This window comes from Pseudoalteromonas sp. SWXJZ10B (assembly GCF_015864475.1).
Lineage (GTDB): Bacteria > Pseudomonadota > Gammaproteobacteria > Enterobacterales > Alteromonadaceae > Pseudoalteromonas > Pseudoalteromonas arctica.
On record NZ_JADYXD010000007.1, the window covers coordinates 208,311 to 219,842 of the forward strand.

At 39.4% G+C, this 11,532-nt stretch carries 10 protein-coding genes and 3 tRNA genes; 4 read left to right on the plus strand and 9 right to left on the minus strand.

Going from position 1 to position 11,532, the window contains the following annotated elements:
• From I6F54_RS09330 to nudE, 6 genes are all read right to left on the minus strand, one after another.
• Positions 1-615, minus strand: a complete 615-nt coding sequence (locus tag I6F54_RS09330) for a trimeric intracellular cation channel family protein (protein WP_007587018.1) — start codon at positions 613-615, stop codon at positions 1-3.
• Positions 616-1,534: 919 nt separating this feature from the next.
• Positions 1,535-1,611: transfer RNA gene (locus tag I6F54_RS09335), tRNA-Met, on the minus strand.
• A 62-nt stretch (positions 1,612-1,673) separates the two neighbouring features.
• Positions 1,674-1,750 (minus strand) — tRNA-Met (locus I6F54_RS09340).
• A gap of 79 nt (positions 1,751-1,829) precedes the next feature.
• Positions 1,830-1,906 (minus strand) — tRNA-Met (locus tag I6F54_RS09345).
• Positions 1,907-2,042: 136 nt separating this feature from the next.
• Complete coding sequence (gene cysQ, locus I6F54_RS09350; RefSeq protein ID WP_007586545.1) at positions 2,043-2,846, minus strand: 3'(2'),5'-bisphosphate nucleotidase CysQ; 804 nt, start codon at positions 2,844-2,846, stop codon at positions 2,043-2,045.
• Complete coding sequence (gene nudE / locus I6F54_RS09355) at positions 2,839-3,411, minus strand: ADP compounds hydrolase NudE (RefSeq protein WP_007586548.1); 573 nt, start codon at positions 3,409-3,411, stop codon at positions 2,839-2,841. Before nudE ends, cysQ begins: the two co-directional genes overlap by 8 nt.
• Positions 3,412-3,472: 61 nt before the next feature.
• On the opposite strand from nudE, the gene yrfG reads away from it, so the two are divergent.
• Entirely contained in the window at positions 3,473-4,120 is a 648-nt protein-coding gene (gene yrfG / locus I6F54_RS09360) for a GMP/IMP nucleotidase (RefSeq protein WP_007378908.1), read from the plus strand.
• 15 nt (positions 4,121-4,135) lie between these two features.
• Here yrfG and I6F54_RS09365 read toward each other — a convergent pair whose 3' ends face one another.
• From I6F54_RS09365 to I6F54_RS09375, 3 genes are all read right to left on the minus strand, one after another.
• Positions 4,136-4,759 carry a dUTP diphosphatase gene (locus tag I6F54_RS09365; RefSeq protein ID WP_165726845.1) on the minus strand — a complete coding sequence of 208 codons (624 nt, stop codon included), beginning with the start codon at positions 4,757-4,759 and terminating at the stop codon, positions 4,136-4,138.
• Positions 4,760-4,864: 105 nt separating this feature from the next.
• On the minus strand, positions 4,865-5,233 hold the full coding sequence (locus tag I6F54_RS09370) for a YacL family protein (protein WP_024592461.1): 369 nt from the start codon (positions 5,231-5,233) through the stop codon (positions 4,865-4,867).
• Between the two features lie 116 nt (positions 5,234-5,349).
• A complete protein-coding gene (locus tag I6F54_RS09375) occupies positions 5,350-5,574 on the minus strand; it encodes a hypothetical protein (RefSeq protein WP_002963009.1) in 225 nt (74 codons plus the stop codon).
• A 303-nt stretch (positions 5,575-5,877) separates the two neighbouring features.
• Between I6F54_RS09375 and uvrD the strand changes: the two genes are divergently transcribed.
• The 3 genes from uvrD to I6F54_RS09390 all read left to right on the plus strand — a co-directional run bounded on the left by uvrD (position 5,878) and on the right by I6F54_RS09390 (position 11,041).
• Positions 5,878-8,043: a DNA helicase II gene (gene uvrD, locus I6F54_RS09380; RefSeq protein ID WP_007586555.1), complete on the plus strand. Its 2,166-nt coding sequence runs from the start codon at positions 5,878-5,880 to the stop codon at positions 8,041-8,043.
• Entirely contained in the window at positions 8,021-10,090 is a 2,070-nt protein-coding gene (locus tag I6F54_RS09385) for a GNAT family N-acetyltransferase (protein ID WP_197141028.1), read from the plus strand. The genes uvrD and I6F54_RS09385 overlap by 23 nt, the downstream gene beginning before the upstream one ends.
• A 102-nt stretch (positions 10,091-10,192) precedes the next feature.
• Complete coding sequence (locus tag I6F54_RS09390) at positions 10,193-11,041, plus strand: chemotaxis protein (RefSeq protein ID WP_165727087.1); 849 nt, start codon at positions 10,193-10,195, stop codon at positions 11,039-11,041.
• Positions 11,042-11,532: the final 491 nt, after the last annotated feature.

The window sequence follows — 11,532 nt, forward strand, 5'->3', positions numbered from 1 at the left end:
TTAGTCAGGATATTTAAAAACGTGTAATGTGATTTGCCATTTTATAGCAGCTAAACGAAGTAATAAGGTCATTAACATACCTAATACCATCGCCATTTCGGTTACTAACGAAAAACTAATGCCAAGCGTATAAACAGTGCCACCCGCTATACAGGTAATAGCGTAAAGCTCACCTTTTAATAGCATAGGGATCTCGCGTGCAAGCACATCTCGAATTAATCCACCAAAGCAGCCTGTAATTACAGCCATAATTACCGCTGTCATATCAGGCATACCAACAAGCTGCGCTTTTTGCGCCCCCATTACTGCAAAAAAAGCTAAACCAAACGCATCCGCTGTTTGTAAAATATAATGAGGTATCGGCTTTTGTTTATTTATAAGGCGTGTTGTAACAAATACTGAAGCTAGTATGGCAAAAAAGTAACTTTGATCGTGTAACCAAAACACAGGAACATCTAAAATTAGATCTCGCACTGTACCACCACCAATAGCAGTTACCGTCGCTAAAACTACGACTCCAAAGCCATCCATTTTTTTTTCGTACGCTAGCAAAGTGCCCGACACAGCAAACACCGCAATGCCTATTAAATCAAACCAGTGATAAAGTTCTGTCATGTGATGTGTATTGTTACTTAAAATCTTTTAACCGTTTTAACATAAAATACTCTTTTTTAAAAAATAAGTTATTTGTTAAACGTCACAGATATTAGAGTAAAGTCATTAAATAAAGCAGAATATAAGGTATTTTATCAAACTGCTGACACAAAAAATCACTCGATAAAGAGTGCGATTTTGTTTTAAATTTTTAGATATTTAATTTCAGTGGTTGCGGGAGCTTGAGTTTATAAAAAGCGAACCGACGACCTTCGCTTACTTATGCAGAGTATTTTGCGCAGTAACAGTGGGTTTAAATTTATAAGAATTTATTAAACTGCAGACGTAAAAAATCACTCGATAAAGAGTGCTATTTTATTTTAACTTTTTAGGTATTTAATTTCAGTAGTTGCGGGAGCTTGAGTTTGTAAAAAGCGAACCGACGACCTTCGCTTACTTATGCAGAGTATTTTGCGTAGTAACGGTGAGTTTTATAATTATAGGAATTAATTAAACTGCAGACGCAAAAAATCACTCGATAAAGAGTGCGATTTTGTTTTAGCTTTTTAGGTATTTAATTTCAGTAGTTGCGGGAGCTTGAGTTTGTAAAAAGCGAACCGACGACCTTCGCTTACTTGTGCAAAGTGTTTTGCGCAGTAACGGTGAGTTTTATAATTATAAGAATTTATTAAACTGCAGACGCAAAAAATCACTCGATAAAGAGTGCGATTTTGTTTTAGCTTTTTAGGTATTTAATTTCAGTGGTTGCGGGAGCTTGAGTTTGTAAAAAGCGAACCGACGACCTTCGCTTACTTATGCAGAGTATTTTGCGTAGTAACGGTGAGTTTTATAATTATAGGAATTAATTAAACTGCAGACGCAAAAAATCACTCGATAAAGAGTGCGATTTTGTTTTAGCTTTTTATGTATTTAATTTCAGTGGTTGCGGGAGCCGGATTTGAACCGACGACCTTCGGGTTATGAGCCCGACGAGCTACCAGACTGCTCCATCCCGCGCCTGAAATTTGTAGACTTGTTTAAAGTTGCTTACATTACAACTTGGCTTCCAATTAAAGAATTGGTTGCGGGAGCCGGATTTGAACCGACGACCTTCGGGTTATGAGCCCGACGAGCTACCAGACTGCTCCATCCCGCGCCTGTGTATTTTAAGTCTATCGACTACTTTATTTTATCTCTTAAGCTAGAGTTTACAGTAACCAAATCTTATAAAAAATTGGTTGCGGGAGCCGGATTTGAACCGACGACCTTCGGGTTATGAGCCCGACGAGCTACCAGACTGCTCCATCCCGCGCCTGTAATTTCTTTAAAACATTTTCGTAATATTTACGAGCCTGCCTTGAAGAGAGCGCTACTATATAGGAATAAACATTTAATGCAAGGCCTAAACTAATTAAAGTTGTTCAACCGAACAAAAAGCAATCAAATTGCTATTCTGCGCTCAACCTTTGATGCGGATTAATCATTTTTTGCCATTCCCAGTCTGGATGCCCCATCACTATAAAGTCAGGGTTCTCAGTACTCTCGCGTTGGTTGTACGTTAGCGGGTTAAATTCTGCATCGGTAATACAACCACCGGCTTCTTCAACAATAACTTGTGAAGCACCTGTATCCCACTCTCCCGTTGGACCAATTCTTAAAAAACAATCTGCTTTACCTTCTGCAACAGTACAAGCTTTTAATGAGCACGAGCCAATAGCAATAGTTGTAAACTGACTATTTAAATACTGACTCACCGCTTCTATTTTTTGGCGGCGGCTCACTGCAAGCGTCAAGTTCTCTGGCGGCGCTACAGATATTTGCTTATCAATTGAGTTTTCACGTTTAAAGGCACCATTTTTAGCTGTAGCAAAATAAGTCACACCTTTTGCAGGCCAATGAATAACGCCAAGCACAGGATGATTATTTTCAATCAATGCAATGTTTACTGCAAAGTCGCCACTTTCTAAAATAAATTCGCCTGTACCATCCATCGGATCGAGTAACCAATAACGCTGCCAGTCCTGTCTGTCGGCAAGTGCAGGTATAGGTGTTTCTTCCGACATAATTGGGATATCGGGCGCTAAGACTTTTAATCCAGCAACCAGTACGTCATTTGCTGCTAAGTCAGCTTTGGTAACAGGCGTATTATCTGATTTCTCTTGTTGGCCAATATCGCCTTTTTTATAAATGGCCATAATTGCATCGCCAGCACGCTCAGCTAATTCAATACACGGTTCGATTAATTTATTCATCGGCAGCTCCAGACGCTAAATACTTATCTAATAATAGCAAAGCTGCAACACTGCGTGCTTCGGTAAAATCTTCTTGGTCTAATAATGACTGCCACTGAGTTAATGGCCACTTAACAACAACAAGCGGCTCTGGTTCGTCGCCAATAAGGGTTTGTGGGTATAATTGCTTAGCAAATAAAATATGCATAGTGGCATTAAAGTAACTCGGCGCCATTGTTACTGTTCTTAATGGTTTAAAATACTCAGCACCAAAGCCAATTTCTTCTTTAAGCTCTCTGTTAGCAGCTTGCTCTGGCGTTTCGCCCGGATCGATTAAGCCTTTAGGAAAACCTAACTGGTAATCGTTTGTGCCCGCACAGTATTCACGTACAAGTAGTAATTCGTTGTCTGCACTTAACGGAACAATCATCACTGCTCCCCGGCCACCGCCGCGAATTCGCTCATACTGACGCTCTTCGTTATTAGAAAACTTTAGCTCTAAAGACTCCACAGTAAACAGGCGGCTTTTAGCGACAACATTGTTACTGAGGATTTGTGGTGGTGTTGGGTGCTTTTTCTGTGTCATTGGCGTTAATTTGCTATCATGGCAGTTAGTTCAATAATAAACCTTATAAGTTGAAATTCCTATGTTAAATTGGTCAAAAATCGATACCGTTTTGCTCGACATGGATGGAACATTACTCGATTTACATTACGACAGTCATTTTTGGCTTAACGTTATTCCTGCGCAACACGCATTAGCAAGGGGCATTAGCCTAGATGCAGCTAAAGCAGATATTTTAAAACGCTATCAAGCTGTGAGCGGTCAAATACAGTGGTATTGTTTAGATTATTGGGAGCAGCAATTAAGCTTGCCTATAATGGAGCTTAAACGAGAGTCTCAGCATTTAATTAAAATGCGCGAAGACGTACCTCATTTTTTAACTGAGCTTAAAAAAGCAGGCAAAGAGTTAATTTTACTTACCAACGCCCACCCTGAGAGTGTCATGCTTAAATTTGAGCATACAGCGATTGATAACTACCTAGATGGCGTAGTGTCTACTCATGAATATGGAGTAAGTAAAGAGCAACAAAGTTTGTGGCACCAAGTACAAAAAGACTTAGGGTTTAATAAGCAGCGCACTTTGTTTGTAGATGACAGTGTGCCGGTTTTGAATGCCGCACGAGAATACGGCATTGAGCACTTACTTGCAGTTGCTAACCCAGATAGCCAACAACCACATAACGAAATAGCCGATTACCTAAGTGTTACCGACTATCGTAAGATTATCTAACTCAACTTACGTGACTTAAATTTTTGGGTAACGCGCTTCTAGCCCTTGATATACTAACTTTGCAAAATCTGCATGTTCTGTATCAAGGCTTTTAACTACTTCAACTAAATGCTCGTTATCTTCTTGCCCATTCCATTCTTTAATATAGCTACCATCTTTGTAACCGTGATCTTGGCGGAAAAAGTTTAACGTATTTTTACCTACGTAGCCGCGATATAAATCATCAATATCCATACCTATTTGCGCCATACAGCCGGCAAAAGCACCTGCATTAAACGTTTTATCAGCAACAGCAGACGCCGCTAATATCTCTAGTGTTTGTTTAAAGTCATCAGCTTGTTGAGCATTACTAAGCTCAGTTTCAAGTTGCTTTGCTAAGTCTTCGTAGCTAGTTTCGCCGTCAATTCTAAGCGATAGACCAAAATGAAAAATATCAACCAACTCTAAAATAACTTGTTCAGTATCTGGTGTTTGTTTTTTCCACCATTTCCAACCATGATGATCTAGCATTTCAGCACACTCAACCCAAATAGCGCGGTACCATTCAAACCCTTGAGTAAACCATTGCTCATGTACTTTAGTATTCATGGCGTTTTGCATTTCTAGCATCACTACTAGCTTGTTTAAATTGGCAGACATATCAATTCCTGTCGTTTTGGTTGGCGTAATTTTCGTTGGTGTAATAATACAGATAAAATGCTGATTGTGCATTGCTGTATATTTTTATTAGTGTGCTAGTTATGTTTATCGTGACGTCGTAAACTCATGCCATGAATCAATTAAATCAATGAAATCTTCAAAGCCACAACCACTACTTAAACCATTTTCTTCAAGCGCTAAATCGTCATCTTGATACGCTATTAGGTCTTCGCTGTCTTGATGAAGTGCATGGGCTTCAAATAATGCTTCGTCTTTCGTTAATATTAAATCTATTTCTTGGCCTTTTAGCGTTAGCGGCTCATAGCTTGAACTTACCGATGCAATAAGCGCTTGCACCATGGCTACTTTGTCTTTGCCTATTTCTTCGTTTAGCCAGCGACCAATAATAGCGTGTTCACTGCTTATTTTAATACGTAGCCCACTAATAGGGTCGCGAATAAATTGATATTCCATAGGGTTTGCCTGTAAATCTTTAATTGCGTAATTATATACGTAAACGCCCGTAAACCACAGGACATATAAAGTAAAATAGCGCCACATGGGCGCTATTTTACTCAACTTTAAAACCGTTAACTTCGCGATCTATAACGCGCTGCGTCAATGATCGACCATAAGTAAATAATAGGCACAAGTACAAAGCCTACAAGCACATAAATTAGTGCGTAACTTATTATAATAGCGAGTGCAAAAAATATAGCCGCTAAAATACGCCCTTGCACTAACTGCCCTAAACCAGGAAAAAATATATTACATAATGCTGCAATTACGTTACCGCCAGAACCTTGATCTGCCATACTAACCTCTGTATTTATTTGATTTTATAATTATTTACCTACACACTCTATGCCAATTTATTAAAGCTTACAAATCAAATAGTTAAATTAGTCTAGATTTAGAGAGTTGGTAGATTTTGCTAAAATTAGGTCAAATTAGCAATTATTGTTATCCGTTTACACTTTTTTATTCGCTTAATTAATTAGCAAGTTACTCGTTTTGAACACTATTTTATAAATAGCTGTTTATAAAAACAGTATTTTATTTAGCCTAACAAAAACACCTGTTATACTGCCCACAATATTGATTAAAAAGGCGTAACGATGGACGTTTCACAATTACTCGATGGCTTAAATGACAAACAACGCGATGCCGTTGCAGCCCCACTACAAAACATGCTGGTATTAGCAGGTGCTGGGTCTGGTAAAACACGAGTGTTAGTTCATCGTATTGCGTGGCTTATGCAAGTTGAGCAAGCCTCCGCTTACAGTATTTTTGCAGTTACATTTACTAATAAAGCCGCTAAAGAAATGCGTGGCCGCGTTGAAGAAACACTAAAAGCGCCTGTAGGTGGTATGTGGATTGGTACTTTCCATGGTTTATCGCATCGTATTTTACGTGCTCATCACCGTGAAGCTAATTTACCAGAAGCCTTTCAAATTTTAGACTCTGACGATCAGCTTCGGATGATCAAGCGCTTATTAAAATCGATGAATATTGATGATAAAAAATGGCCCGCTAAGCAATTTGGCTGGTACATAAGCGCCAAAAAAGATGAAGCACTTCGCCCTAAAGATATTCAAGCATACGATATTAATGAGCAAATGATGCTGCGTGTTTATGCCGCCTATCAAGAGGCCTGTGATAGAGCGGGCCTAGTTGATTTTGCTGAAATATTACTACGCAGCTACGAAGTGTTAAAAAATAACCCTACGTTACTGCGTCATTATCAGCAACGCTTTGCGCATATGCTCGTAGACGAGTTCCAAGATACAAATACCATTCAATATGCTTGGTTAAAATTACTTGCTGGCGATACTAACAGCATTATGATTGTAGGCGACGATGACCAAAGCATTTATGGTTGGCGTGGTGCTAAAATCGAAAACATTAAACGTTTTTTAACTGACTTTAGCGCAGAAACCATTCGTCTTGAACAAAACTACCGCTCAACAGCGACTATTTTGAAAGCGTCTAACGCATTAATTCAAAATAACTCAGAACGTATGGGTAAAAGCTTGTGGACCGACGGTAACGACGGCGAGCCAATCTCTATTTATGCAGCATTTAATGAGTTAGACGAAGCACGCTTTGTAAGTAGCAAACTACGAAGCTGGTTAAATGCAGGTAATGCCCTACAAGATGCCGCAATTTTATACCGTAGTAACGCGCAATCTCGTGTACTTGAGGAGGCCATGCTGCAAGAAGGCTTAAAATACCGTATTTATGGTGGTATGCGATTCTTCGAACGACAAGAAATTAAAGATGCGTTGTCGTACTTACGCCTAGTGGGTAATCGTCAAGATGATGCCGCTTTTGAGCGCGTAATTAATACGCCAGCGCGCGGTATTGGCGACAAAACATTGAGCCACATACGCGACTGTGCACGAGCAGAGTCATTACCGCTTTGGTATGCAGCAAAAGCAATTGTAGAGCAACAGCATTTATCTGGCCGTGCCTCTGGTGCAGTAAGTAAGTTTGTAGAACTAGTCGAACAAATAGAAGATAAAATTAGCGATCTAACTTTGCATGAGCAAGCCAAGTACACAATTCAAACCTCAGGCTTGATGGCAATGTACCAAGCTGAAAAAGGTGAAAAAGGCCGTGCTCGCGTAGAAAACTTAGAAGAGCTAATTAGCGCATGTGACCAGTACGAACTTCCTGAAGACGAAGAATACAGCTCGCCTTTACAAGGCTTTTTAGCACATACGTCACTTGAGTCAGGTGAAGGACAAGCAGAAGAGCACGAAGACGCCGTTCAAATGATGACGCTTCACTCAGCTAAAGGCTTAGAGTTTCCGTTAGTGTTTATGGTGGGCGTAGAAGAAGGCATGTTCCCTTCTCAGCAAAGTAACGAAGAGTCTGGTCGTTTGGAAGAAGAGCGCCGCCTTTGTTATGTAGGCATGACACGAGCAATGGATAAGTTATACATTAGCCATGCTGAGAGTCGCCGTTTATACGGGCAAGAAAAATACCATAGCCCATCACGCTTTTTACGCGAAATACCTGAGGACTGCGTTGAAGAAATTCGTATTAAAACACAGGTTTCTCGCCCGCCTGCCGCCGGGCGTTTTAGCGCATCAGTTAGCCATGCCGCATTTGAAGACAGTGGCTTTAACTTAGGGCAACGAGTTTTGCATGCTAAGTTTGGTGTTGGTACCGTACTTAATTACGAAGGCAGTGGCGCGCAATCTCGCGTACAAGTTAACTTTGACGACCTTGGCAGTAAATGGTTAGTAACGGCCTATGCACGATTACAAGCTGTATAAAGCTCACCTAAATGAGTTAGAACAACAACTAGCTGGCGCGTATCATCGTCAGCTAGTGTTGATTACGGGCAGCCCTGCTTGGTGTTATGAATTACTTAACTCATTAATAGATGAAAACAATACACTTGTTGTATCAAAGCAGTGCGCGATTAAAAATTCGTACTGGCCTACTCGCACTCACCAAATTTTAGGGCAAGAATTTGCTCATGCTGTTTACGATGGTTTTAGTGGTTTACACCCTGATAAACTTGCAGCACTTACCGGCACCGTTAAAGCAGGCGGTATACTGTTTTTATTACTGCCCGAATTAAATGATTTAGCCTCTTGGCAAGACCCCTCATTAAGTACAGTGCAATCACACGGTCAGAGTATTGAATACAGTTTATTTAATCAACGTTTCGCGGCTATTATTAAGCAATTACCCGCTTTTCATTTTAGTGAAAAAAATGGCTGTATTAGTAATCTCGTCAGCTCTGTTATGGATAATAAAATTGACTATCTACCACAGCAAAACTGCGTGGAACAAATAGTAAAAGTAGCTAATGGCCGTGCCAACAGACCTTTACTCATTAATGCTGATAGAGGTAGAGGCAAGTCGGCAGCACTTGGCTTAGCTGCCGCAAAATTGACTGATAAAAAAGTAATTATTTGCAGCACTCAGTTTAAAGCGACCCATAGTAGCTTTAAACATTTAGCCAACGAGTTAGACCTGCAATACAACGCTCAACATAAACAGCTCGCCAACTTGCACTACGTTGCACCTGACGCGTTATTAAATGCATTACCTGAGTGCGATTTATTACTCATTGATGAAGCTGCCGCGATCCCTGTACCGTTATTGCTAAAAATGCTAGCTCATTACCCTCGTATAGTCTTTGCAAGTACACTGGTTGGGTATGAGGGCAATGGTAGGGGTTATACCATTCGCTTTAGTAACTATATAAAAGCGCACTATAAAGCCTCTAAAGTTGTAACGCTTGATGAGCCACTGCGTTTTGCTAAACACGATCCCCTCGAGAAGCACATTCGCACCTTGCTTGCACTCGATGCACAATATAAAGAGTTAAGTAGTGAGCAATTAGAGCAGCCAGTTCACAGCGAAATAACTCAGCAATCCCTTGTAAACAATGAGCCTTTACTGCAACAAGTTATTGCCCTGCTTGCATTGGCTCACTATCAAAGTAGTGTAAACGATTTACGCCAACTACTAGACGCACCATCGCAACGAATATTCATCAGCAAAATTAACAATCGATTAGTTGGTGTATGTTTAATCGCAATAGAAGGTGGTTTAAGTGAAGAACTTGCTCTACAGGTTATAAGCGGAGAGCGCCGCCCACAGGGTCATTTAATGGCTCAAACCCTCTCACAACTTAGTTTTAATAATGACTACTTAACACAGTTGAGCGCTCGCGTTGTACGAATAGCGATTGATCCGAGTTCTCACAATATGGGTTTTGGTAAAAAGCTACTTAGCTATTGCGAGTCGCAAGTAAAAAGCCAATGTAGTTGGTTTGGTGCAAGCTTTGGCGCAACAGCGCAGCTACTTAACTTTTGGCAAAAACAAGGGTTTGATACCGTAAAACTGGGTTATCAACGCGATAAAAGCACAGCTGAACATTCAGCGCTTGTGGTTAAATGCTTAAGCAATAAAAGTGCAATTATCCAACCTTTGAAAAAGCAGTTTAAAAACGACTTTTTTTATGCTCTTTTAACACATTTTAAAACACTAGATTGGCAACTTGTAAGTATTTTAATTGAAGGATTTAGCGATGAGTTAGTAAGCCCCGAGACTCGCGAACGATTAGCCTTACTCGTAAACAGTAACTTCACTCAATTTAATATCTCTGCGACTCTCTGGCAGGTAGTGAATCAGTCTCCTTCTTGTATGTCTCAATTAACAGAGTCTGATAAACAACTTTTAATAAAGTTAGTGCTGCAAAATGAATGTAATGAAAAAGTGATTCAACACTTAGGTTTATTAGGAAAAAAGCAGCTTGAGAATCAATTTAAACGTGCCATAAAAAACCTCACTAGTGCCATCTAATAACTCCTAGTTACCTATCTCTATTAAATCTTATCCATCTTTAAGCTATTTATTTAATTTGTTCTATCCTTAAAGCATTAACAGGTAAATTAAGATAAAGGCATGGAATTAATAAACTTTAAAGTGGGCTGCAAAACAATTTCACTTAAAATACTCGATATTTTATTAACAGAGCGCTTTGACAATAATCTAACAACTTTACCCAACAATAATAAAAGCTTTATTGGTGTTAAAGATTATATGGATATACCAACGCCTGTGTTTGATTTAGGTATTATTTTAAATAATATCTCAACCGAACAAAGTAATGCGCATGTACTAAAACAACTAAGAACATGGCAAGAAAAACTATTAAACTGGTTCAATACCCTTCAAAGTAACTTGCTAAATAGCTCGGCTTCTATTTCAAGCAATGATGCAGAACTACAAGATTTTGTTCTGTTTTACAAAGAGTTCAACACCGATAATGAAGACTTAAAACTAACAATGTCTCGACTTAACGAACCTTTCCAATCATTGCTAGAAACGGTAAAAGAAGCTATATCAGCTCATAATCAAAGCGATTATAAACAAGTATCAGCTCTGCTCGAAAAAATTAAGCGTAGTAACCTAATTCAGCTAGAGCGTTTATTCGAATCAGCTAAAGAGCAAATAACCTTAGACTATAAACCTATTATTGTTTTTACCACTAAAGACGGCTTAAACCCACACGTAGGGTTATTGGTAGATAAAGTCGAAGATAATATCGACTATAAAAAAGAAGACATTAAACCACTAGATAAGCTCACTGAGGTTGGTTTTGATCTAGACCCACAAACTAAAAATATGATGCGAGGATTAATCAAGCTTACACAAAAGCACAGTGTATTAATTGATCCAAGCGTAATATTTAAACCAACACAACTAGAAGAATCTGAAAGTGAAGAAACTCAAGCTTACGGACTATTTTAAATAGTCGTGAGATTTGGTTATAAACTTTAGTACTGAAGTAAGGAGCTATTCTACTCGACTTGTACATTTAGATAAATTGGAGAGAAATCGAGTGCGTAATGTTAGTTACTCATATTTCACTTTTCTGCAAACGTAAAAAAGCCCGAATCGTTAGATCCGGGCTCGCTACAATGTGAAGTCGGTGCGCTACGCAGTAGAATGTCATAGTGCCCACAGCAGTAGAAAGTCACGTAGCAAATGCTAATTTATTGGCCGAATGGGGTATTGAGGGTTTTTGTTGTGATTCTAGCGTCGGGAGTCGCTACGCTCGACCTACATGCTAGGTGTTGACGAGTGTACATTAATTGCGCACACTTCACTTTTCTGCAGACGTAAAAAAGCCCGAATCGTTAGATTCGGGCTTTCTACAATTTGAAGCCTGGTAATGTCCTACTTTCACATAGCAAATGCTACACTATCATCGGCGCTGTTTCGTTTCACTACTGAGTTCG

Coding starts and splice junctions, on each gene's coding strand:
- I6F54_RS09330 (WP_007587018.1), bottom strand. CDS start 615: ATGACAGAACTTTATCACTGGTTTGATTTAATAGGCATTGCGGTGTTT.
- cysQ (WP_007586545.1), bottom strand. CDS start 2,846: ATGAATAAATTAATCGAACCGTGTATTGAATTAGCTGAGCGTGCTGGC.
- nudE (WP_007586548.1), bottom strand. CDS start 3,411: ATGACACAGAAAAAGCACCCAACACCACCACAAATCCTCAGTAACAAT.
- yrfG (WP_007378908.1), top strand. CDS start 3,473: ATGTTAAATTGGTCAAAAATCGATACCGTTTTGCTCGACATGGATGGA.
- I6F54_RS09365 (WP_165726845.1), bottom strand. CDS start 4,759: ATGTCTGCCAATTTAAACAAGCTAGTAGTGATGCTAGAAATGCAAAAC.
- I6F54_RS09370 (WP_024592461.1), bottom strand. CDS start 5,233: ATGGAATATCAATTTATTCGCGACCCTATTAGTGGGCTACGTATTAAA.
- I6F54_RS09375 (WP_002963009.1), bottom strand. CDS start 5,574: ATGGCAGATCAAGGTTCTGGCGGTAACGTAATTGCAGCATTATGTAAT.
- uvrD (WP_007586555.1), top strand. CDS start 5,878: ATGGACGTTTCACAATTACTCGATGGCTTAAATGACAAACAACGCGAT.
- I6F54_RS09385 (WP_197141028.1), top strand. CDS start 8,021: ATGCACGATTACAAGCTGTATAAAGCTCACCTAAATGAGTTAGAACAA.
- I6F54_RS09390 (WP_165727087.1), top strand. CDS start 10,193: ATGGAATTAATAAACTTTAAAGTGGGCTGCAAAACAATTTCACTTAAA.